Origin of the sequence: Rummeliibacillus sp. TYF005 (assembly GCF_003844195.1) — a bacterium.
Classification (GTDB): Bacteria; Bacillota; Bacilli; order Bacillales_A; family Planococcaceae; genus Rummeliibacillus.
The window spans coordinates 44348-68121 of the sequence record NZ_ML122555.1; the positions used below are offsets into that span (position 1 = coordinate 44348).

The 23774-nt window shown below is 33.0% G+C and carries 19 protein-coding genes and 2 pseudogenes; 10 read left to right on the forward strand and 11 right to left on the reverse strand.

The window, feature by feature from the left end; all coding sequences use genetic code 11:
• Positions 1-137 precede the first annotated feature (137 nt).
• Both CW357_RS09255 and CW357_RS09260 read right to left on the reverse strand, forming a co-directional pair.
• Complete coding sequence (locus CW357_RS09255) at positions 138-1346, reverse strand: AI-2E family transporter (RefSeq protein WP_199670705.1); 1209 nt, start codon at positions 1344-1346, stop codon at positions 138-140.
• A gap of 68 nt (positions 1347-1414) precedes the next feature.
• The gene (locus CW357_RS09260; protein WP_124217870.1) at positions 1415-2359 is read right to left on the reverse strand and encodes an LCP family protein; all 945 of its coding nucleotides are present in this window, start codon (positions 2357-2359) and stop codon (positions 1415-1417) included.
• A gap of 119 nt (positions 2360-2478) precedes the next feature.
• Here CW357_RS09260 and msrA point away from each other — a divergent pair, with 119 nt between their 5' ends.
• The 7 genes from msrA (at position 2479) to CW357_RS09295 (ending at position 11541) form a co-directional block, all read left to right on the forward strand.
• Positions 2479-3009, forward strand: coding sequence for a peptide-methionine (S)-S-oxide reductase MsrA (gene msrA, locus CW357_RS09265; protein WP_124217871.1), 531 nt, complete (start codon positions 2479-2481; stop codon positions 3007-3009).
• Positions 3010-3225: 216 nt separating this feature from the next.
• Positions 3226-4140: an AEC family transporter gene (locus tag CW357_RS09270; protein WP_367269472.1), complete on the forward strand. Its 915-nt coding sequence runs from the start codon at positions 3226-3228 to the stop codon at positions 4138-4140.
• Positions 4141-4235: 95 nt separating this feature from the next.
• The gene (locus CW357_RS09275) at positions 4236-5135 is read left to right on the forward strand and encodes a DMT family transporter (protein ID WP_124217872.1); all 900 of its coding nucleotides are present in this window, start codon (positions 4236-4238) and stop codon (positions 5133-5135) included.
• A 600-nt stretch (positions 5136-5735) separates the two neighbouring features.
• Positions 5736-6569 carry an SH3 domain-containing protein gene (locus CW357_RS09280; RefSeq protein WP_124217873.1) on the forward strand — a complete coding sequence of 278 codons (834 nt, stop codon included), beginning with the start codon at positions 5736-5738 and terminating at the stop codon, positions 6567-6569.
• A 211-nt stretch (positions 6570-6780) separates the two neighbouring features.
• A complete protein-coding gene (locus tag CW357_RS09285) occupies positions 6781-7827 on the forward strand; it encodes a DHH family phosphoesterase (protein WP_241155064.1) in 1047 nt (348 codons plus the stop codon).
• 384 nt (positions 7828-8211) lie between these two features.
• Positions 8212-9717 (forward strand): succinate CoA transferase, encoded by a 1506-nt coding sequence (locus CW357_RS09290; RefSeq protein ID WP_124217875.1) that lies wholly within the window; start codon positions 8212-8214, stop codon positions 9715-9717.
• Between the two features lie 219 nt (positions 9718-9936).
• Positions 9937-11541 (forward strand): ABC-F family ATP-binding cassette domain-containing protein, encoded by a 1605-nt coding sequence (locus CW357_RS09295; protein ID WP_124217876.1) that lies wholly within the window; start codon positions 9937-9939, stop codon positions 11539-11541.
• Positions 11542-11624: 83 nt separating this feature from the next.
• Here CW357_RS09295 and CW357_RS09300 read toward each other — a convergent pair whose 3' ends face one another.
• From CW357_RS09300 to CW357_RS09315, 4 genes are all read right to left on the reverse strand, one after another.
• Positions 11625-12947 carry a short-chain fatty acid transporter gene (locus tag CW357_RS09300; protein ID WP_119415661.1) on the reverse strand — a complete coding sequence of 441 codons (1323 nt, stop codon included), beginning with the start codon at positions 12945-12947 and terminating at the stop codon, positions 11625-11627.
• A 242-nt stretch (positions 12948-13189) separates the two neighbouring features.
• Entirely contained in the window at positions 13190-13390 is a 201-nt protein-coding gene (locus CW357_RS09305; RefSeq protein ID WP_119415662.1) for a cold-shock protein, read from the reverse strand.
• Positions 13391-13574: 184 nt separating this feature from the next.
• On the reverse strand, positions 13575-13775 hold the full coding sequence (locus tag CW357_RS09310) for a cold-shock protein (protein WP_102692015.1): 201 nt from the start codon (positions 13773-13775) through the stop codon (positions 13575-13577).
• A gap of 219 nt (positions 13776-13994) precedes the next feature.
• Positions 13995-14273 carry a DUF1033 family protein gene (locus CW357_RS09315; protein ID WP_119415663.1) on the reverse strand — a complete coding sequence of 93 codons (279 nt, stop codon included), beginning with the start codon at positions 14271-14273 and terminating at the stop codon, positions 13995-13997.
• Positions 14274-14414: 141 nt separating this feature from the next.
• Here CW357_RS09315 and CW357_RS09320 point away from each other — a divergent pair, with 141 nt between their 5' ends.
• The 3 genes from CW357_RS09320 to CW357_RS09330 all read left to right on the forward strand — a co-directional run bounded on the left by CW357_RS09320 (position 14415) and on the right by CW357_RS09330 (position 18253).
• Positions 14415-16145, forward strand: a complete 1731-nt coding sequence (locus CW357_RS09320; protein ID WP_119415664.1) for a globin-coupled sensor protein — start codon at positions 14415-14417, stop codon at positions 16143-16145.
• Positions 16146-16415: 270 nt separating this feature from the next.
• Positions 16416-17066, forward strand: a complete 651-nt coding sequence (locus tag CW357_RS09325) for a 5-bromo-4-chloroindolyl phosphate hydrolysis family protein (RefSeq protein WP_158582348.1) — start codon at positions 16416-16418, stop codon at positions 17064-17066.
• Positions 17063-18253, forward strand: coding sequence for a toxic anion resistance protein (locus CW357_RS09330; protein WP_124217877.1), 1191 nt, complete (start codon positions 17063-17065; stop codon positions 18251-18253). Before CW357_RS09325 ends, CW357_RS09330 begins: the two co-directional genes overlap by 4 nt.
• A 62-nt stretch (positions 18254-18315) precedes the next feature.
• Here the strand turns inward: CW357_RS09330 and CW357_RS09335 are convergent, their stop codons facing one another.
• The 5 genes and pseudogenes from CW357_RS09335 to CW357_RS18880 form a co-directional block, all read right to left on the reverse strand.
• A complete protein-coding gene (locus tag CW357_RS09335) occupies positions 18316-20217 on the reverse strand; it encodes a vWA domain-containing protein (RefSeq protein ID WP_124217878.1) in 1902 nt (633 codons plus the stop codon).
• Positions 20218-20226: 9 nt separating this feature from the next.
• Positions 20227-21090 (reverse strand): ATP-binding protein, encoded by an 864-nt coding sequence (locus CW357_RS09340; RefSeq protein ID WP_119415668.1) that lies wholly within the window; start codon positions 21088-21090, stop codon positions 20227-20229.
• A 170-nt stretch (positions 21091-21260) separates the two neighbouring features.
• Positions 21261-21458 carry a DUF6501 family protein gene (locus CW357_RS09345; RefSeq protein ID WP_124217879.1) on the reverse strand — a complete coding sequence of 66 codons (198 nt, stop codon included), beginning with the start codon at positions 21456-21458 and terminating at the stop codon, positions 21261-21263.
• 211 nt (positions 21459-21669) lie between these two features.
• Positions 21670-22843, reverse strand: a pseudogene (locus CW357_RS09350) (transposase); the annotation flags it as partial.
• A 21-nt stretch (positions 22844-22864) separates the two neighbouring features.
• Positions 22865-23170: pseudogene (locus CW357_RS18880) on the reverse strand (transposase); the annotation flags it as partial.
• Between the last annotated feature and the right edge of the window lie 604 nt (positions 23171-23774).

The window sequence follows — 23774 nt, forward strand, 5'->3', positions numbered from 1 at the left end:
TTAGCATCGTCAGGGCTATTTTCCTTGAAAGCTACAACGATATTTTCATTCTATATTAGCAACCACTTAAATTTTCTAATTAAAAAAAGGCAAACTGACGTCCGAAGACGGCAATTTGCCTCTTTGTATTTATTAGACTATTTTTCTTTTTTCCATTCTTCTATCTCGTACTCTAGCGATACATCATCTGTATACTTGTTATAACGCTTTTTAAATAAGTAAAAGAAATGCGTTATAAATACTTTTAAGACTGCATAACCCGGAATACCTAAGATTACCCCAGGAACACCAAAGATAGATCCAGCTGTTAATAGTACGAAAATTATAGTAATCGGATGAACATGAAGTGATTTCCCCATTATTTGTGGAGAAATAAATTTACCTTCTACAAATTGTACGATTGTCCAAACTACTGCAAGTTTTAAAAGCATTAACGGTGCATTTACGATTGCTATAATTGCTGCAGGTGTAATTGCTATAATTGGTCCTAAATATGGTACAACGCTTGTAACCATAGCAAGGAAACCTAAAACAACAGCGTAATCCAATCCAATGATTAAAAAACCTATCGTTACCATAATGCCAATACAAAAAGCAACTAAAATTTGACCTTGAATGTAACTACTAATTTGATGGTCTGCTTGTTTTAAAACAAATGCAGTTCCTTCTCTCATACGAGGTGGTAGAAGTTTCATTGCAAAATTCGGCAATTTTTCTCCATCTTTTAAAAGATAAAATAATATAAACGGTACAGTAACTAAAGCAATTACGATACCTGTTAAAGTAGATATAAATCCAGTTATTCCGGTTGCAATACCTGTTCCTAATTCTTTCGCGCCATCTTTAACCGTATCATTTAACTGATTTGAAATATTATTTAATACTTCATTTAGATTAAAATTATACTTTGCCAAAGTATCATTCAGTTTAGAACTCTCTAAAAAATCTTGAATAGAGTGAACTACTTGCATAAAGTAAATCGGAAATTCCTGAATTAAATTCATAAATTGCTCTTTTAAAAAGGGAAATATTAGTGTCACAAACAATGAAATAATACTAATCCCCGCAACATAGATTATTAGTATCGACCATATTTTTGGAATTTTCCATTTCATCAATAGATTTAATACAGGTCTTAATAAGTAATACAGAATTAAAGCTAGTATAACTGGTAAAACAACTGTTCTTAAAAAAACAACAATAGGATAAAAGATAAAGGAAATTTTTTCATAGATAAAAATAATACATCCGACTAACAATAATGTAACTAACCCAAACAACAAATTTTTGCCACCCAGAAACTGGATAAACCTTGTTTTAAAAAACGAACTTTTTTCTGGTTGCAATGAATTTCCCCCTCTTATACACACAAAATCTTCTCTGTCTATCTAACTATTTCCATTATACTCTTTTGTTACTGATTGGAACCAAGAAATTTATCTAATGCTTGTTGATTTTTTTCAACATTAATATCAAGTACAGACCCTGCTTGTGGGTAAAATCCATAATCATAGCTATGCTCAACAGGAATCGTTAATCTTTGTATGTTAGGACTTCCTCCTTTGATAATTGAAAACATATAGCCTAATTCTTGACTGTCTGTCATATCTGATTGTACATATCCTTGAACTGCACCTAACAGTTTCGGGTAATTTTTATAATTCTTTGGAGAAAGAGCTTCTTTTTTTAGGGCCTCTAATGCTTTTTGTTGACGATCAACTCGTCCAAAGTCCCCTAGATTGTCATGACGGAAACGTGCAAATCCTAACAATTCTTTCCCGTTAAGTCTTTGTTCACCTTTTTTAAGGCTAACCCCTATATTTTCGGACATATCATGATCTACGTATACTTTAACTCCGTTTGGAGCAACGATATCCACTAACTTTTCAAAACTTTTAAAGTCAATCAAAGCATAGTGATTGATTTCAACATCAAATGTATTTTTTAATGTATCCTTTAATAGTTGAACTCCACCTAAATAATAGGCTGTATTTAACTTATACGATTGGTAACCAGGTATATTTGCATAAATATCTCGCATGAAGGACACCATCTTGACATCGTTTGTATCTTTGTTCCAAGAAACTAATATCATAGAGTCTGTGCGTGATCTTACTTCACCTCGGGAGTCTACACCTAATAGAAGTATATTTTCAATATTCGACTTTGTTTGTGCATCTCCTTTAAATTGTTCTACCTTTTTTGTAGCATTTGATGCAAGTTTTTGTCCTTCTTTATATTGGTTATATGAATAAACTCCAGCTATAATAGCCAGCAGTATAAATATAGTTAAAAAAGCACGACCTTTTCTTAACTTTCTTTTTTTCTTACGGACATGTGTATGACGTTTATCGTCCATATGAATTTCTCCTTTCACCACTTCTTTTTTTTAAAGAAGTTATCGTGTACACTACATATTAGTAGTAGAAACTATTCTACGCAAGTAAAATGACCAAAAAATAATTAGGAGGTCAAAATATGACAGAAACAACTCTTTCAACTGCTACTTTTGCTGGTGGATGCTTTTGGTGTATGGTAAAACCATTTGTTGAATGGGATGGTATACACAGTGTCACTTCAGGTTATATGGGGGGACATTTAGAAAACCCTACATATGAAGATGTAAAAAAAGGCACTACTGGTCATGTAGAGGTTGTCCAAATAATTTTCGATGAAGCCATATTTCCATATGAAAAATTACTAGAATTATTTTGGCAACAAATTGACCCTACTGACGATGCTGGGCAATTCCAAGATCGCGGAAGCAACTATCGAACTGCAATTTTCTACCATTCAGATAAACAAAAGATTGTTGCAGAAAAATCTAAACAAGACTTAGCCAATAGCGGTCGTTTTAAAAAACCGATTGTTACAGAGATAAAAGCTGCAACAACTTTTTACCCAGCAGAAGATTACCATCAAGATTTTTATAAAAAGAATCCAGAACATTATAAACAGGATCGAGCTGCATCTGGTAGAGATAAGTTCATCCAAGAAAATTGGAAGTAAAATCTTCTATCCAATTTCATAGCACAAATTTATTGACGTTTTTCGCATTCAAAGGATGCACATACATTGAAAAAGGCTGTATCGTAAGCTTTATACTTATGAGGCAGCCTCTTTTTGTATTTTTCCTCATAAAATCTATTAATTATTCATTTTTCTTATAAAACTACTTGTTATTCTTTCTTAACATGAAATAATAAGAGAAGAAAACTGAAAGAGGTGAAATTATTGGACTTATTTTTAATCATTTTACCTGTATTAATCGTTTTTTTAATCGGTTATATCGGACAAAAGCTCATCAATTTTGATATTAGAACGATTTCAAAAGTATCTTTGTATTTAATGTCTCCATTTTTAGCATTTCGAACATTTTATACAACTGCACTGACAATGGATTATTTATACATATGTTTGTTTGCTTCCCTTTTGATTTTATTTTTATTTATCATTACATGGATTTGGGCTCGTTTTTTAAAAGCAGAACGTTCTGAAGTATCAGCTATGATGCTAGGTGCAGTCTTTATGAATAGTGGAAATTATGGGGCTCCCGTTGTATTATTTGCTCTTGGTTCACCAGGCTTTCATGTAGCGGTTATCATCATGGTATTGCATTCATTGTTCATGAATTCGCTTGGTATTTTCTTTGCTGCTATCGGTGGGAAAGGAAAAGCCACTGTCAGACAAGCACTTAAAAACGTTTTTCAAATGCCCGTTTTATATGCATCTATTTTCGGTATAGTACTCCAACTTATTCAAGTACATGTTCCTGAAGCAATTATGAATGGCGTTGATTTGGTCGCAGATGCCTCAATCCCACTTGTCATGCTTGTATTAGGAATGCAACTTGCAGCAATTTCTAAAACTCGAGTTCAATATCGTTTTGTAACATCTGTTAGTTTTATTCGAATTATTATTTCGCCGCTAGTTGCTACCGCAATCCTATGGTTCATGCCGCTTAGTGATTTGATAAAATCTGTCCTAATTATTCAAGCTGCTATGCCTGCAGCCGCAAATACGACGATGTTGGCTTTACAATTTGATACAGAGCCAGATTTAGTATCGTTCACTACATTTGTAACAACTATTATTAGTATTTTTAGTATCCCTATTGTGCTACATTTTCTTGGTATATAGCCAATATTTTATCAATTGTAAATTCTGCTTTTAAAGCAAGCTATAATTTATGAACTTTTCGTTATAAATAATATTTTAGAATTGAGGTCTTACATATGAATAGAATTCCTCCAGTTGTGTTACTTATAATAGCAACGATATTATGGGGTGGTAATTTCGTAATTGGGAGAGCGGTTGCTAATGATTTACCTCCATTTACATTAGCCTTTTTTAGATGGTGTGTAGCTTTAATCGTCTTTCTACCCATTATTTATACTGCACTAAAACGAGAATGGCCACAAATCAAAAAGCATTGGGCAATTGTTTTAGTTCTAGGGTTTACCGGAGTTGCGAGTTTCAATACACTTGTATATATTGCATTACACTATACAACATCGATCAATGCATCTCTTATGAACATGCTTACACCTGTAATTATTTATATACTGTCCTTTTTCTTTCTCAAGGAAAAATTAAATCGCAACCAAATAATTGGTACTGTTATATCTTTTATTGGTGTAATAACAATTATCTCAAATGGATCTATAAAAGCTCTACAACACTTTTCGTTTAATAAAGGCGATTTGATCGTTATTATCGCTGTTATTTTATGGAGCGTATATTCACTATTAGTGAAACAATATGCTAAGGAGTTACCTGGTCACACTACATTTTTTGTCTCAATTGCAGTCGGCATTATTATGCTACTACCCTTTTATATTTTTGAAACTTTTACGACTTCAATGGTGATTCATTGGTCTGCTACCTCTATCTTTGCGATTTTATATACAGGTATATTAGCATCTATTGTAGCTTTTATTGCCTGGAATACAGGGGTTGTTAAATTAGGAGCCAATCGTGCTGGCATATATCTTAATTTTATCCCTGTTTTTGCTTCCATTTTCGCTGTCATCTTTATAGGTGAAAAACTTATTCTTTCTCAGGTTATTGGTGGTCTTCTAGTCGTTACTGGAGTTTTCTGGACAGGTCGTAAAATAACTACTGAAAATAATTAATCCTTTAAGGGGCTGGGACAAAAGAGTTTTAGCCAATGAAAAATCCGAACAATAATGTGGAATTCTATTTAAAATTTCACATTTGTTCGGATTTTCTTTTAATTCATATCTATTAAAGCCCTTAATCAGGATTTTGTACAAAGGTACGAACTTTGAATATATATTTCTTCAGTATATTTAGTTTTGTGTTCCGTTCCGGACGGCGCTTTCCGCGGGCTTGGCTTCAATCTCCTCGTCACTACGTTCCTGCGGGGCTTTCAGCTCAAGCTATTCCCGCAGGAGTCGCCATCCTACACTCCACACACCATTCTATATGATGGTCATCAACAAAGAATCGTATTTTCTCAAAGAAAGACGATTGATGAAATTGATTCTATAAATTCAATTGTTCGGATTTGGAAAGCACTAATTTCGTTCTGTCCCAGCCTCTTTTTCTATGGATAAAATTCTAATATCTATTAAATAGGTATATTTCTTGGTAACTTCTGCATATAGTTACAATGCATAATTTAATATTAAAAAATGCAGTCTAATTTGTTACAAATATTACTTTACTCTGAAACATTCGTAATATATATTGTTACTAAGGAGGAATTATCCATGAAACTCAAACCCGTTATCTCGTTATCAATACTTACAGCTTTAGCTTTTGGAACTTTTTTAACTGTTCCTATGCCAAGTAAAGCTGTAATAAATTCAAATGTTACAAATGTTACAAAAAGTACTAATAATCCTAATTCTACATATAAAACAGCTTCACTTCATTCATTTAAATTAGTTCGCGCTCAACACGCAGTTAAAATATTTAGCAAAGCTTCAACCAAAAGTACCGTGCTAGATTCAGTCAAAAACAATCAGGGTGTAGTTGTATTAAGAAACTATTCAAATGGTTGGTCAAAAGTATCTTTACAATTTTCATCAGGTTATATTCAAACAAAATACTTAACAAGTGTAAAAGCTAATATAAATACCCCTTATGCTATGAATATAAATAAGACCTATTCTTACTATATTCCTGGAAATACGGGCTCTGATTTTAAAACGTATTATAAAGCAAAATATCAAACTGTATATAAACCAAATAAAACTTTAACTCATTTTTGGTTTTTAAACTCTGAACCAGATCCTTACGGAAAAATGGAATACGAAACTTCCAAAGGTCTATACACGGGATATAAGGATATTGGAATTGCAACATTAGCTGTAAAATATCCTGTAAAACTCAATAAAACTTGGAAAGGACTAAATGGGCAAACCCTAAAAATTATATCTACTAAAAAAACAGTAAAAACCAAATCAGGTATTTATAAGAATGTAGTTATTGTGAAAGAAGGTAAAGGCAAAAACTATTCTTACTATGCTCCACATATAGGATTGATTAAACAAGAATTAAATGGTAGAACGTTTTCTGAACTAGCTTCTATCGATCAATAACTAAACATCAAAAGCTTCCAAAACTCATCTTTAAAAATATAACCGTTATTAATGCTACTGCTGTTTAGAAAGAAATTGACCAATAAATTATTGGTCTTTTTTATTTACAACAAATTAGTTCGATACCACTGCGATTATTTTCTAAAAAATAATGTTATAATGAATACCTACGTTTCAATGAAAGGCGTTGACTTACTTGGATTTCAAAAAATTGCCAAAAAAATTACAAAACTACGAAAATATTCACTTAATCACTCATACTGATTTAGACGGTGTTGGGCCATCTATCGTATTACGTGCATTCGGGATTACACATTCCCCCTACTATGTAGAAACACGGAAAGTAGATGAAGCAGTACAAACTCGTTTAAATGAGTTAAATGATCACGAATTATTAATCATTACTGACTTAAGCGTAAACGAAGAAACTGCGGAAATGATTGATAAAGTAAATAAAAAGCCAGATGGTCGATTTGTAGTATTACTGGATCACCATGCATCAGCAGTTTCATTAAATAGCTATGAATGGGCTACTGTTCTACCGATAGTAAATGATATTAAAATGTCTGCAACAACTTTAATCTTCAAAGCGTTAAAAGATGCAGAGTATGAAATATCGCCTATTTTCCACTCAACAGAGGAAGAACTAGAGGAAATAGAAAAAAATACTGAGTATACAACGATGGAAAAAGAAACTTTCTTCGATCGTTTAGCACATTTAGTAGAAGACATTCGACTATACGATACTTGGGATTGGAATGTCCTTTCTATTCAGGAAGCGACAGATTTAAATACTATTTTTTATGCTAGAAGAAGACATGATTTTATACATGCACGAATGGACTACCTTTTGAACGGTCAACTTTTTACAGCAGAAGATCTTGCATATCTCCAATTTTCTAAAGAAGAATTACGAAAAATTCTAAAGAAAAAATCAAAACAAATGATAATTGTACCACAATATCAACTTAAAGGTCATGATACTCCAATTAATATTGGTGTAGTAGAAACAGACTCATACTATAGCGAACTAGGAAATCATTTAGCCGAAAAATTTGAAGAAGAAATTGATGCGGTATTTATCATCAGCTTAGTTAAAAACCGTGTTTCACTCCGTTCGATTGGAGATAAAGTCAATTTATCAGAAATTGCAAAGGCATACAATGGTGGAGGCCATCCTAATGCATCTGGATGCGATTTATCTGAATTGGGCCCAGAATTCTTACAAGCTGTACTAGAAGCAGGAAAAAACAAATAATTTTATCATTAAAAATCAAGGGGATATCTTGACATAATTATTGTTGAGATATCCCCTACTTCTTTTTAATTTTTCACCCCACCTAACTTTTTAATATCCATTTAAAAAAACTAACTTTAAAACTAAAATATTTTATAGAAAATACTAGATTAATGTAGCATATTTATGTAAGAATATAGATAGAAACCGATTACATTTTATTTTTGAAAATGTTGTGAAGGTTTAGTGTTTTGATCCTACTTATTGTAAAAGTAAATATTATTACATCAATTTTATAATGACTGTTTTGCTTAAATACGCAGTTATTCATAAGAACTTCACTATTTTAGGATCATGCACTTCACTCAAACAGGGGTATACATTTCACTTAGGGGGTAATTATTTATGGAAGCAACAATTGAAAGACGTATTGGTTTGAAAGAGCTAACAAACAAAGTAGTATCAGCAGAAGAAGCTGCTGCATTAATTTCAGATGGTGATGTTGTTGGTATGAGTGGTTTTACTCGTGCGGGTGATGCTAAGGTGGTTCCTGCTGCTTTAGTTGAACGAGCTAAAAATGAAAAAATCAAAATAGATGTCTATACTGGTGCTTCTCTTGGACCAGAAGTTGATCATGATTTAGCATTGGTAGGTGCAATCCGCAAACGCGGGCCTTTCCAAGCAGATAAAGGTATACGTACGATGATCAACAAAGGCGAAATTCTATTTGCTGATATGCATCTATCTCATGGTGCAGAACAATATCGTCAAGAAATCTTCGGACCTATCAAGTATGCAATAATTGAAGCTACAGCTATCACTGCAGATGGTTATTTAATACCTACTACATCCATTGGAAACAACCCTATTCTTGCCGAAGTAGCAGAAAATATTATCATTGAGTTAAATATCGCTCAACCTGAATCAATTATCGGGATCCATGATGTGTATGTACCTAAAGAACAAGGTAATCGTGAACCGATTCCTCTAACTAAAGTTTCTGATCGTATTGGTGAAGTGGGTATCAAACTTGATCCATCAAAAGTAAAAGCAATTGTTATTTCTAATAATACAGATGCTCCTTCTCCAATTGTTCCACCAGATGATGAAACACAAGTTATGGCTAATTATATTTTAGAATTTTTACGTTCTGAAATTAAAGCGGGACGTTTAACAAATACGTTAGCACCTATTCAATCTGGTATAGGCTCTGTTGCAAACGCAGTCTTAGACGGCTTTACAAATTCAGAATTTGAACATTTAGAAGTATATTCTGAAGTATTACAAGATGCAGTTTTTAATCTAATCGATGCTGGTAAAGTAGACTTCGCTTCAGCTACTTCCATTACACTTTCTGCTGAAAAAGGTAAACAAGTATATGAAAATCTTGATAAGTATGCAGATAAGTTAGTATTACGACCTCAAGAGATTTCCAACCAACCTGAACTTATACGTCGTTTAGGGTTAATTTCTATCAATACAGCACTTGAAGCGGATATATATGGAAATGTAAACTCAACGCATGTTTCCGGAAGTAAAATGATGAACGGTATTGGTGGTTCTGGCGACTTTGCTCGTAATGCTCGTTTAGGTATTTTCATTACCAAGTCTTATGCTAAAGGTGGTACTATTTCTTCTATCGTTCCGATGGTACCTCATGTTGATCATACTGAACATGATGTCGATGTACTTGTAACAGAACAAGGTGTTGCAGATCTTCGCGGTTTAGCACCAAAAGAGCGTGTACCATTAATCATCAACAACTGTGCTCATCCTGATTTCAAAGAACAACTTTGGGAATATTATAATGCTGCAGTAGAGGCTACTGGTAATGCTCAAACACCACATATTTTAAATCGTGCATTTGAAATGTATGATCGTTTAGAAAAAACAGGTACAATGAAAAAATAAAGTTCTATATTCTAGCGAAGAGATTTTTAATATCTCTTCGCTTTATTGTTTTTTCGTGTATTCCACTCAATCTAATTTCACCTTTCTCCTCTTATTCCCCCTAACTCTTCTCTTCTATTTTAAATATTTATCATTTATTTCCCATAACAAATACAATCCTATAGAGCTTTCCTTATAGACATGATATAATAGTAGCATTGTGAAAAAGGAGGTACTTGCATGATTCAAGTAAGTAACGTAGGTCTTCGCTATGGCGACCGTAAGCTGTTTGAAGATGTTAATATTAAATTTACACCTGGTAATTGTTACGGTTTAATCGGTGCCAATGGTGCGGGAAAATCTACATTTTTAAAAATTTTATCTGGAGAAATAGAACCACAAGATGGACACGTTAGTATGAATCCTGGGGAACGTCTTGCTGTTTTAAAGCAAAATCACTTTGAATATGAAGAATTCGAAGTTTTAGAAACAGTGATGATGGGTCACAAACGATTATACGACGTGATGAAGGAAAAAGACGCCATCTATATGAAGGAAGATTTCTCCGACGAGGATGGAATAAGAGCTGCAGAACTTGAAGGTGAATTTGCAGAAATGAATGGTTGGGAAGCTGAATCAGATGCAGCAATCCTTCTTCAAGGTCTAGGAATTCCTGACTCAATGCATCATATGAAAATGGCTGATCTTACAGGTTCTGAAAAAGTAAAAGTATTGCTTGCTCAAGCCCTATTTGGCCAACCTGATGTTTTACTACTCGATGAACCTACCAACCACTTAGATCTTAAAGCTATTCAATGGTTAGAAGAATTCCTTATTAACTTTGAAAACACAGTAATAGTAGTGTCCCATGACCGTCACTTCTTGAACAAAGTATGTACGCATATCGCTGACCTTGACTATTCTAAAATCCAAATTTATGTTGGTAACTATGACTTCTGGTATGAATCAAGTCAATTAGCACAAAAAATGCTTGCAGATCAAAATAAGAAAAAAGAAGAAAAAATTAAAGAATTACAAGATTTCGTTGCTCGTTTCTCTGCTAATGCATCAAAATCTAAACAAGCGACTTCTCGTAAAAAGATGTTGGAAAAAATCGAATTAGATGATATTAAACCATCTAGCCGTAAATATCCTTATATCAACTTCCAAATAGAACGTGAAATTGGAAATGATGTTTTAACAGTTGATGGACTTTCTAAATCAATCGATGGAGAAACTCAATTTAATGATATTCGTTTTACAATGAATAAAGAAGACAAAATCATTCTTCTAGGTAATTCTATTGCTAAAACTGCCCTTCTTCAAATACTAGCAGGAGAAGATGAAGAATTCGAAGGAACATATAAATGGGGCGTTACAACTTCTCAAAGTTACTTCCCTCTTGATAACGAAGAATTCTTTAAAGGCGGAGAAAAAACACTTGTTGAATGGTTACGTCAATTTTCGCCTGAAGATGAAACTGAAACATTCTTACGCGGTTTCTTAGGACGTATGCTATTCTCTGGTGAAGAAGTGAAAAAAGCTCCATCTGTTCTTTCTGGTGGTGAAAAGGTTCGTTGTATGTTATCTAAAATGATGCTATCTCATTCAAATGTTCTTTTATTGGATGAACCAACTAACCATCTAGATCTTGAATCTATTCAAGCTTTAAACGAAGGATTGATGAATTTTAAAGGTGCTATGATCTTTACTTCACATGACCATCAATTCATCCAAACAATTGCTAATCGTGTTATCGAAATTCGCGATGATGGAACTCTATTAGACAAACAACTTTCTTATGATGAGTACTTAGAGTGGAAAGAAGCTAATAATTTAGACTAGTATCCATACTAAAAAAGCTGCAATTTTAATTGCAGCTTTTTTAATCTATATTTTTAGATTCAATACTATCCTACTTATCTTTTCTAGAATATCAAAAATCCTAAACTGATAATAATTCCTGTGAAAATAAGGACGAATACACAGAATCCCATAATATCTTTTGCTTTTAATCCTGCTATTGCAAGTGCTGGAAGTGCCCAAAATGGCTGAATCATATTTGTCCATGCATCCCCCCACGCAATAGCCATTGCCGTTTTTGCATAATCAATACCTAGTGTTGCAGCTGCATCAAGCATAATAGGCGCTTGAACTGCCCATTGTCCCCCACCAGAAGGAACAAATATGTTTACGATACCAGCCGACCAAAACGCAAATAAAGGGAATGTCGTTTCGTTCGAAATGCTAATAAACCATTCTGAAATAACTGCAGCGAGACCTGATGCTGTCATCATTCCCATGATACCCGCGTAAAAAGGAAATTGGAATACAATTCCGCCAGTTGTTTTAATCGCCTGATTTACTGCCGCTAAAAACTTACGGGGTGTTCCATGGAAGATAATACCTAGAATAATAAGGATCGTATTGATAATATTTAAATTTAAGTCAAATCCTTTTGTAATGAAATGCCAAATAAGATAAGCTAATCCTAAAGCTCCTATTAGCACGGTTATGATTATGCTATTTTCTGAGCGATTGGCAAAGCTATTAGGAAATTGAATGTTACTTTCCTTTTCTTCTATATCATCTTCTAATAATTCAGGATTAACTGAAACTGTCTCTTCCTCTTTCGGCATCATCCAACGATTGAAAAATGGCAACGTTAAAAAGATTACAATTACTATGAACAAATTATATGAGGAAAAAAGTGTTTCTGTCGTTGGTATAACTCCTATTTTCTCAGCAAATGGATGACCTTCTGTTGCGATTGATAAAGGAACTGAACCTGCTAGACCACCATGCCATACAACAAAACCAGAATATGCACTTGCGATTAATAAGCGATAATCTACTTTTGATACATGTCTAGCAATTTCTTTTGCAAATAATGCACCTATTACAAGGCCAAAGCCCCAGTTAATCCAACAAGCTATGATAGAAACAAAACTAACAATAATAATTGCTCGTCCCGGTGTTTTTACTTTGCTTGCAAGTTTACTCAATATTTTTTTAAAAATTGGGCTATTCGCTAATACATGTCCTGCTGCTAAAACTACAACCATTTGCATTGTGAATGCTAATAGTCCCCAAAAACCATCGCCCCAATAGGTTACCATATTCATTGGAGTAGAATCTGTAAATATAAGACCGCAAACAAGAACAAGAGCTGTTAAAATTATTACAAAGACATAAGGATCAGGTAAATATTTTTCCATTAAAGTGTTAGACCATTTTGTAAGAACCTTCAATATATCTCCTCCTCAAAATAACTATATGACGAAGAATGCTAATATATCATTTGATATTTTGATAATATTGAAGTATCTTAAATTTTTTACTTGATATATTTGAATCTACTTTCCAAAAAAGACCAGATTTTATATTAAGTAAATAGTTTTATACGCTTTACAGATTTGGTATAACATTGAATTTAAAAAATTGCATATAAAAAAGGAACACCCCTAAGGATGTTCCTTTTCAAAAAACGTTATTAGAATTTAGTAACGTTAGCTGCTTGTGGTCCACGGTTACCTTCGACTACTTCGAATTCAACTTTTTGACCTTCTTCAAGAGTTTTGAAACCTTCGCCTTGGATAGCTGAGAAGTGTACGAATACATCATCTTCGCCTTCTACTTCGATAAAACCGAAGCCTTTTTCTGCATTAAACCATTTTACTGTACCTTGTTTCATGTGAGATACCTCCAAAAATTTTAAAAATTTTAAATCAATACGCAATTCTTAACCTAGATCAAAGATTTACATATTACAAAAAGTAACTATTCGCCAGCTACGCTTTGTAATACATAAATATGACATATTGAAAATTATGTAATTGATAGAAAGGGGTAAACGAGTTACCCCTATAAGCAGTAAATTAAAGTTTTGTTACATTAGCTGCTTGTGGTCCACGGTTACCTTCAACAACTTCAAATTCAACTTTTTGACCTTCGTCAAGAGTTTTGAAGCCTTCGCCTTGGATAGCGCTGAAGTGTACGAATACATCATTTTCGCCTTCTACTTCGATAAAACCGAAGCCTTTTTCTGAGTTAAACCATTTTACTGTACCTTGTTTCATGTGAGAAAACCTCCAAAAAAAATAAAAGTGAACAAATAAAATTTTAACCACAAACAAAAATTCACATATTACATAAAGTACCGAGACAAGCCGATCACTTTTTGTAATATGTGAATGGAAGTTTGCGGTAAATCAATTTCATTTGTTGTATTAAGTATACCACTTTCAAAATGATTGTCAACAAAATTGAAGAATTTCCAAAAAGTTTATTACTTTCAGTTATTTAAGTTCTTCCCATATAATGCCATGATAAGTTTGAATATCGTCATCACAAGCTTCACAAAATTGAATTTCATCATCTGACCAAAATGCCCAGAACCTATCTTTTTTTAACTCATAATGCGTGTATCTTTGTTTAAAACGTTCAATCATTTTATTTAAATAACTTTTAGCCTTCTCATAATCTTCAAAAGTTTTTTCTTCTACTATATATTCTTGCCAACCATCAAATTGCCACCATGGCTCATAATCGGCTTTCATATAAATAATTCTATACATCAATTCCATCCTTCTTCTAATAAATTTGATAAAATGTTCATAATATCCGCTTAGATATATCTATATAACAAAATTAAAATGTGATAAAATTACTATACACATTATTATAAAATAATCACAAATAATCGGAGGATTATCGTTATGTTTTCATCAATAAGACCTAAAATAGAAATAGATCAACTTTTAGAAAGAGGCACAGATATTTCCATCGACGGCCGATTTAAAAATACTTTATCATTTAATCATTTTACACATAAAGACGAAGCTACGTTAAAAGAATTGTATAAAATGTTTCTTAACACAAGCCCATCAATTAAAGACTTTTTCGTTTCTTATATTGAAGAGATTTCACCAAATAAGCGTAACCATATAGATGAAAAGTTTATAGAACAATACTTACATACATTCTTTAACACACAAAGAGATGAAAACTACATTCATAAAGTAATCAGTTTTTATCATATGCTTAAACGCTATAAATGTGAAGCTGGAAAAACTATTGTTTTACTTAATCAGTTTTCCTTTTATGTAACATCTCATATATTGTATAACTTTGGGTTCAAACCTGCCAAAGCTTTTAACTTACTACGTTCTTTTCAAGCAGCGATTAATATTGAACATGAACTATTGATAGAGGTTATAACTGAAAGTACACTTGAACACTCTGTGACTGGAGTTTCTTCACTCATGGATACAACATCTCAAATAATGTTTATGAAAGATTTAGTCATCAATTTAGACCAACAATCAAACGAAATACAATCATCATCAGCAGCAACAGAAGAAATATCTGCATCTATCAATGAAGTGGCTAAAAATTCAAGTAAAATTTCCGAAAAAACTGCAGAATCTGTTAAGTATGCTACAACTTCTAAAAATAAAATCAGTTCTTCTTTAAATGACATAGTTAAGACTGGTGAAACATTTTCTAATATCGTTCTTTCTTTTGATGAATTACAAAAACGCGTAAATGATATCGAAAAAGTAGTCACATTAATAACGAACATTGCAGATCAAACTAATTTGCTTGCTTTAAATGCGTCAATTGAAGCTGCAAGAGCTGGCGAACATGGAAAAGGATTTGCAGTTGTTGCACAAGAGGTTCGGAAACTTGCCGAGAATACTGTTTCGGCATTAAGTGAAGTGACTACTAATGTACATCATTTAAAAGATTACTCAAAAAATGTGGCAGACTCTATATCTGAGACTACAACTATTATTAAAGTTGCTACAAACGATGCTAAAAACTCACTTCCCCTTCTTACTCAGATTGTTCAAATTATTGAAGAAATCAATAGTGATGTAACACAAACAGCCGCAATTTCCGAAGAACAGGCATCTGCGGCTGACGAAATTTCAAATCGTATGATTCAGATTACCAATTTACAAGAAGATATTAGAGAATTGGCGCATTCTACTTCATTAGGAATACATCAATTAGGAGATGAAATAAATCACTTTAGATTAAGTTTAATCGACAATAGTAACGCCAAACTTTCTAGTCTTGCCCTACTGCAACTTTCAAAGGCAGATCATATTTTGTGGAAATGGCGAATTTATAATATGTTCCTAGGAATTGAAAATATTCAAGAAGGTGAAGTATCTTCTCATAAAGATTGCCGACTTGGTAAATGGTATACATCAGAAAAAGCACAACAAACTTTTGGTCATGAGAATGTATTTAAAGAACTTGATTATTATCATCAAGAAGTACATAACCAAGCTTTGATAGCTGTTCAATTATATAAAAAAGGCAAGATTGAAGAAGCTGAACAAGCTCTATCTAAATTAGAATTATCTTCTAATGAAGTGCTCAATAAGATTAATTATTTAATCGAAAAAATTGAGCAGCAACGATTAATGGCACTTTAATATTCGGTTTACTCTATTTATAAGTTAAAAAGCTGATAAACGTTGATTTATCAGCTTTTTTATTATTTCAAAAAATAGTCAATAATCTTCATCATATTTATCCATTTTAAATATTTAACACGCAACAATCATAATAAGTACTAAAAATTACTTAAAGACTAAAAAGTCCGCTATAATAATTTTAGAAAAAACTCTTATATGTTTGTTAAAATGAAACTTTCTTTCGCTTCATTCGTACATAAAATAAGAGCGATAGAAGGAGGAAAATTCATGCTCAAATTCGGACAATTTTTATTAAGAAATTTTCTTAACCTACTCATTGCAATGACCACTTTAATGATATGTAATTGGAGTTTTGATATTAATTTTTGGATAAGCTCTCTTTTAGCAATTGTAAGTTATTTGCTATCAAATATAATCATTAAGAATATTCAATACTTACGCTATTTGAAGAGAAATGGTCTCAATCGTTCTGAATATAAACATATTCAAGAACAGTTAGCAGAAGCTTATTCGCTACTTAAAAACTTAAACAGAAACTATACTAAAGTTCGTTCTATCTCTATGTTCAAACAACTTTTAGAGATGAATCGTTTAGCTAAACGAATTTATCATATAGTTAAAAAAAGTCCAAAAAAGTTCTATCAAGCAGAACAGTTTTTCTATGCTCATTTACATTCAGCTAGTGAATTAACTGAGAAGTATGTTCTTTTATCTACACAACCTATTAAGAACAAAGAAATTCATCTAGCTTTACAAGAAACGCGTGAAACATTAGAGGACTTAAACAATGTTATGCAGAAAGATTTACAATCAGTACTTGCTACAGATATTGAAGAACTTAAAATGGAGTTAGACTTTGCGCAACTTTCAACAGCTCAAAATCAAACTTCTGCAACTATGAGAGGAGAATCTAAATGACAAATTCATCTTCCAATCCTACGCCATCGATGGATGATTTATTAAGTAATCCGTTTGAATTACAACCGGAACCTAAGCTTTCAAATGAGCCATCACCGACTGAACAAAAAGCACCTTCTGTTCTTGAACGATTATCCGATGAAGACCAAAAAAAAGCACATCAATTAGCCGAGCAAATTCCAGTTGGTAACTATGAGTCTATTCTAACTTATGGTGCAAATGCTCAAAATGAACTTTCTCGATTTTCACATCAAATGCTCGACCATGTTCAACGAAAAGATATTGGTCCAGTTGGAGATATTTTAAAAGACTTAATGGAAAAATTAAATGAATTGGACCCTGAAGAATTACAACAAGAAAAAAAGTCTGGTATTCGAAAATTTTTCAAAAGAGTCTCTCGTTCCCTTCAAGAACTTATGACTAAATACCAGAAATTAAGTACACAGATTGATCGTATTGGTATTCAACTAGAACATTCAAAACAAGGACTTGTTGATGATGTTCATATGCTCGATCAACTATATGAACAAAACAAAATTTACTTTCAAGCATTAAATGTATATATTGCTGCAGCAGAGCTTAAAAAAGAGGAAATTATTAGTGAAATGCTTCCCAAATTAAAACACAAAGCAGAAGCCTCACAGGACCAAATGGATGCACAAGAATTTAATGACTTAACACAATTCGTTGATCGTCTTGAAAAAAGAATTTACGATTTACAGTTGTCACGTCAGATAACAATTCAAACAGCACCACAAATTCGTATGATTCAGCAAACCAATCAAACGCTAGCTGAGAAAATCCAGTCATCTATTATGACAGCCATTCCATTATGGAAAAACCAAATTGCCATTGCATTAACATTAAACAATCAACGTAAAGCTGTTGAAGCACAAAAACAAGTGACAAAAACAACGAATGACCTGTTACTGAAAAACTCTGAAATGTTAAAAGTAAACACAATTGAAACAGCTAAGGAAAATGAAAGAGGCCTTGTAGAAATCGAAACGTTGAAAAAAACACAAGAGAATTTAATTTCTACGATTGAAGAAACTCTTCAAATACAAGCCGATGGACGTCAAAAACGAAAAGCTGCTGAAATAGAAATAGCAAGAATGGAAGAAGATTTAAAACAAAGACTCCTATCCATTCATACAAAACATCAACAAGAACGATCATCATTTTAAACAAAAAGACTATCTTAAAGAGTTTTGCGACCTTTAAGATAGTCTTTTTTATTTTCTATATTTTATTGACTTTGAATAACAAGTGAAATCATTTTACGTAAAAGCCTAATCGTTATATCAGTAAACTTTTCTACACTATCGGCAGTTACTGTATGTGAACCATAAATCATATGGAATAACTGCAATTGTTCCTCTCCTGGCATTTCATTGTTTAGAAACAAGTGAAGTACTTCAATATTCTGTTTTTCTGCTTCTAACACTGCATCAAGAGTGTCTTTTACACCATTTTGTGCATATTCAAATGCTGAAGGCTCTCCATCTGAAAAAAGAAGTAGAAAACGATGTTTTTCATTTCTTTGTTTTAACCGTTTAGTCATCCAGCGAATGGCAAAACCATCTCTATTATCTTCGTGGGCTGTAAGGGACATTATGGATGCCCCATTATCCTTTTGGATGTCCTCAAATTTGTGTAGCCATTCAAACGTATTCGGTTGAATTTCTGGCGTTGCTTCATATGCGTCCTCATAAAAGCCAACAATTTCATGAGGAATATCCATTTGTCTCAAAACATCGTGAAATAACAAAACAGCTTTTTTTGTTTCATCCATTTTATCAATCATTGATGCTGAACAATCGATTAATAATCCAAAAACAGCATCTAATGGCTTTGCAGGTGCAGTTTTCTTATAAAAAGGTTTACATCGTTCTTCCAAAAGTAGATTTATTAATTTAGATGAGTCTAATCTTCCCTTTGTTAAATGATCTCGTTTGGCAATTTCTTTTTGAGTCAATCTTTTTCTAAACTCTGTCGTTAGAGCTTTCACACTTGGTGCTTGTTCTGCACGCCAAGTGGCAAGGTTAGTTAGCGTTTGAAGAGTTTTTGTAGTTTCTATTCTTTTTTCCTCAAACACTACATTTACGTTTTCTTTGCCATATTGCTGTCCCGCTTGTTGCTTTTTTCTGGGGATTTTTTTATTTACATTATGATTAGCTTTTTGTGGTGTCGCATTTCCATTTGAGACTCCACCTGTGCCCTCTTCAGAAATTTGGTTTCCTTCTTGCCCTTCCTCCGATTCTACACTAAATGCTTTACCTGCATTTCCGCGTTGCAACTCAAAACGTAGATGAACACCTGTTTCTTCTTTTGTTTCTCTATGCCATGTTCGGAATAATTGTTCAATCGTTTCTTTTGCATCGTTTTGGTTGCCACATTCTTGCCCTTTTACACCTCTATGTTCATGAGATTTTACTGCCTCTGGAATTGAATCCATTAATGCATAATAATCCAGAACTAAATCTCTACTTATTTGCTCTTCGATAATGGGTATTATTCTATACACCAAATCGATACTTTGTTGCGTTTTCTTAACATCATAAATTTGTTGAAAAGGGTAAAGCAAAGGTTCAAATTTGTTGGACACATCATTTTCTGGAAGGTTAATCATTCCTTCATTTGCAGCTAGATATAAATAATTGATGCAAGCATCCGCTAGTAAACCTTTTTGAGCATTTACTTCAAATCGATGTTTATACGATTCAATATAAGTTTTCTTTCTAATTTGAATCGATTTAGCAATACCTGGCCTTTTTTGTACGACAAGGTCCATTAACCTAAATTCTTCAATTAGGAGGACAAGTTGCTTTAAAAAATTTTTTAATGGATGGATTCGAATTTCTTCTTCAAATTCTAAATACGCATTTACATCAAAATGACACCAAAAGCCTAATGTCAGTATATAGATATCTGATAATCTGCCTAAGTGCATCGTTTCTTTATCACGATGACGCCAAAAAACGCTCATTGCAATTTGTTGTTCTTGAGGTCTCATTTCGATTAACTGTCTTTCGGACATAGACAAAAATGGTGCATTCGAAAGAGCTCTAGCTAACTGTTCATAATGTAACATTTGTCTAGGATCTATTTGTTCGTTGTTAAATTGTATAAATCGACTAAGTTCGGCCATCTAAAAACCTCACTTTATCCATGTTTTTGCTAATTCAATGACTAAATCTTTTTCACTTTGGTCATCTAGCTTTTCTGCTACCGCGTATCGAATAGCTCGTATAGGTTCGATATGCTGAGCTAATTCTGTAGCATCAAGTAAACTACGAATAGAAGCTGCTTCTTCACTCAAAAGTCCATTCATCACTTGTTGTTTTAAATCTTCCGCTAAATTTAACATAAGTGTGAGTAAATCAGTTGAAACGTTAGGGAATCTTTTTTGCCATAATTCTTTTAATTGTTGACCATTTAAGTATGGAATACTAAAAGAAACAAAACGATTTTTCAACGCTTCATTCATGGGCGTAGTACCAATATACCCTTCATTTATAGCAGCAACTACACTAAAGTCGGGATGAGCTTGAATAACTTCCCCTGTAAATGGATTTGTTAACATTCGACGATAGTCTAAAACACTATGTAAAATCGGCAAGGTTTCTGCTTTTGCCATATTTATCTCATCAATATAAAGTAAATGACCTTGTTTCATCGCTTTTACAACAGGGCCTTCTACAAATTCTATTAATGTTTTCCCTTCTTTTTGAACCATCGTTTTAAAACCTAATAAACTTTCAGCATCCAGATCAACAGAACAGTTAATACTATGCATTGGTTGATAAAAGAAGTTTGAAATAGATTCTGCTAGTTTTGTTTTACCTGAACCCGCAGGACCTTTCAATAATATAGCTTTTTTTAATGTTACACTAAGTAGAATATCGTCCCATAAATAATCATTTGGTGAAATGTAACCGCCTTTACCAATCAGTAACTGATCATCTTCTGTATGTTTTCTATTTTTGCGAATTGATTGTTCTTGCAAGATGATCTCTTTCATATGAATCACTTCCTTTTTCTTTAATATAAAGCATCTATAACTACTATAATCATTAATAGGTATATTGCGTTTGATACTTGTTACTCCAAATATTATGTATTGGATCTGTAAAAATAAAAACAGCTTTCCGCTCACATTGGTAAGCGAAAAGCTGTTTTTATTACTTCTACTTATTCAAAGTAGTTTTTGTAATAGCCACCCACATGTCCGGTATTATCGATGACGAAATAGAATTCTTCTGTTTCGTTTTTCACTTCATATTCTTTTCCAACTGTTAATACATTTGAAACTAAATATTTTTTTGCATTCGTATGCTTACATGTTACTTTCTTAATAGTCGGTGCATTTTTCCAATCTAAATAAATCATTCTTTTAAACAACCTCTCTTAACTAAAGTCAAGCTTGATCCAATTACAAAAAATAATTGCATAAGCTTACTCCCCATTCATTCGGGTATATTACATATATTTCTTATTTTAAACGATTTCCATAAATTTGTCCTATAAATGAATCAATTTCATAACTCGATTTTTTCTAGAGGTTAGACTAGTCCAATTTCTTGATTTTCATTTTTTTAAATTATGCAGCTGTGTTTTGCTCATTTAATTTTGCATTCAAACGATCGACTGCTAATTTACAGGCATTATAAATAAATGTCACCATATTGAAGTGCAACTTGGCTTTTCTGCCTGTTCGGTGACGGACATTATTTAATTGAAAATATTCTTTTAAGTAGGCATTTACTCGTTCAACAGCTGTACGTTCTTTGTAAAGTTTTTTCCATAATACAGAGCCTCTTGCTGGATACGTGTACTTGCGAATATCCGTTTTACACTTGATTTTAAAGACCTTTTGACATAGTGAATCTTCGCGTAATGGACAGGTTGCACATTCTTTAGGACGCGTAAATTTTAAGGTTTGGTATTTCTCATCAAAGCTGTCGTAACAGTAGCTATGTTCACGCACACACGTTGGACGAAAATTTGCATCGAAGCCCAATATTTCAGATTCACGACGTTTGACATAAGGAATGACAGCCTTCATGTCTTGATTCAAAATTTGGCGGTAAATCGCTTCATAATCATATCCTGCATCAAAGACAGCGGTTGTGAACTGATTTGGCAAGACTTCCGCGACCTTTTTTAAGAGTGGAATGGCCGCTTTACTATCACTTAAATTGCCAGACGACATCAAGCGTGCCACAATGTACTGGCTTTTTGTCGATACAGCTAAATGCCCTTTAAAGCCGAACCAGAATGTGTTTTTACCGTCACTATTTTTCTTGATGCCCCACTTAGGCTGGATTGGAATGTCCCTCCAAAGTGTCGATGTAGGAATGGTTAATTGGGCTTCTAATTTCTTTTCATATGTTGAGAGGTTGGCTTCGATCTCTGCTTGTTCAGCGAGCCAGGCAGCTCGTTCTTCTTTCGATTTACGTCCACGTTTTTTAGATGTTTTTTCTTTTTTCTCAGTTGGTTTTGATGCATCACGCGCTTCAAAATGTGTTGCATCATAACCAATATGTTCATCGTCCAAAAATCCTTCTGTAAAGGCTGTTTGAATCAGTCCATCATGCATTTTGTCGAAGACATCTGATTGACTAATCACGTCGACCATGCGTGAATAAGAAGCTTCAGAAGGCACTGAATCTGATAATAGAAAGCCACAATCTAAGCGGAAAATAAGATCATATTTTAGCCGCTTCACTAAATCTTTTACGGTTGGAATGCGTTCCACAATACGAATAACTAATCACGTCGACCATGCGTGAATAAGAAGCTTCAGAAGGCACTGAATCTGATAATAGAAAGCCACAATCTAAGCGGAAAATAAGATCATATTTTAGCCGCTTCACTAAATCTTTTACGGTTGGAATGCGTTCCACAATACGAATAACTAATGATTGAATCATCGCACCGTAGTTTAACTCTCGCGGAGCACCGTACATGGTTGTTTTACGGAACAGTTGGAAAATCGGTTGTAGATTGAAAGTAGACAAAATCGCATCAAAACGACGAGAACTTTCCATATCCATTAATTCTTGGATGTCAAAAAGACGCATTTGTTTTACAATAGTCATAGGGCATTCACCTCAGGGATAATTTTGGTTTGGTCACTTAAATTATACCAAATTGGGGAGGTGCCCTATTTTTATTGTTTTGAACCCCTTGGGAGACAAGGGATTGGAATTATGAAATTAACTCACCTAGATAATAAATGAATTTTTCTGATTGATTGTTTAATATTTGAGAGTGATCCTTCTTGTATTTCTAGTGACGATTTTTGCTCATCTTTAGTAGTGGAAACACATGCATAAATTACAGCTTTTTCTTTTTCAAGACTTGACCACCTCTAATTTATATATTGCATATCATTTACAACCTTATAAGTCATATACAATAGTTAAAATTAGAAGTCGAATTAAAATAATTAAATAAAAAATGAGTACACTCATAACATAAAATGAGTATACTCAAATACGGAATAATACGGTTATATAACTCTTAATCAAATACAGTAATAAAATATTTATTTTTTAAAATAATTATCAAAAAATTCAACTATACCATCAAAAATTTTCTTACTTTTATTTTGATAAACAATATCACCTTTTTCATAAGCAATTAATAAAGCCATTTTTTCATCATATCTTTCTCTCGTATATTAGTAGTAAGAGCTCTTTC

Coding starts and splice junctions, on each gene's coding strand:
- CW357_RS09305 (WP_119415662.1), bottom strand. CDS start 13,390: ATGAAACAAGGTACAGTAAAATGGTTTAATGCAGAAAAAGGCTTCGGT.
- CW357_RS09340 (WP_119415668.1), bottom strand. CDS start 21,090: ATGAAAGAGATCATCTTGCAAGAACAATCAATTCGCAAAAATAGAAAA.
- CW357_RS09320 (WP_119415664.1), top strand. CDS start 14,415: ATGTTTTCATCAATAAGACCTAAAATAGAAATAGATCAACTTTTAGAA.
- CW357_RS09295 (WP_124217876.1), top strand. CDS start 9,937: ATGATTCAAGTAAGTAACGTAGGTCTTCGCTATGGCGACCGTAAGCTG.
- CW357_RS09260 (WP_124217870.1), bottom strand. CDS start 2,359: ATGGACGATAAACGTCATACACATGTCCGTAAGAAAAAAAGAAAGTTA.
- CW357_RS09330 (WP_124217877.1), top strand. CDS start 17,063: ATGACAAATTCATCTTCCAATCCTACGCCATCGATGGATGATTTATTA.
- CW357_RS09335 (WP_124217878.1), bottom strand. CDS start 20,217: ATGGCCGAACTTAGTCGATTTATACAATTTAACAACGAACAAATAGAT.
- msrA (WP_124217871.1), top strand. CDS start 2,479: ATGACAGAAACAACTCTTTCAACTGCTACTTTTGCTGGTGGATGCTTT.
- CW357_RS09345 (WP_124217879.1), bottom strand. CDS start 21,458: ATGATTTATTTAGATTGGAAAAATGCACCGACTATTAAGAAAGTAACA.
- CW357_RS09280 (WP_124217873.1), top strand. CDS start 5,736: ATGAAACTCAAACCCGTTATCTCGTTATCAATACTTACAGCTTTAGCT.
- CW357_RS09315 (WP_119415663.1), bottom strand. CDS start 14,273: ATGTATAGAATTATTTATATGAAAGCCGATTATGAGCCATGGTGGCAA.
- CW357_RS09325 (WP_158582348.1), top strand. CDS start 16,416: ATGCTCAAATTCGGACAATTTTTATTAAGAAATTTTCTTAACCTACTC.
- CW357_RS09310 (WP_102692015.1), bottom strand. CDS start 13,775: ATGAAACAAGGTACAGTAAAATGGTTTAACTCAGAAAAAGGCTTCGGT.
- CW357_RS09290 (WP_124217875.1), top strand. CDS start 8,212: ATGGAAGCAACAATTGAAAGACGTATTGGTTTGAAAGAGCTAACAAAC.
- CW357_RS09275 (WP_124217872.1), top strand. CDS start 4,236: ATGAATAGAATTCCTCCAGTTGTGTTACTTATAATAGCAACGATATTA.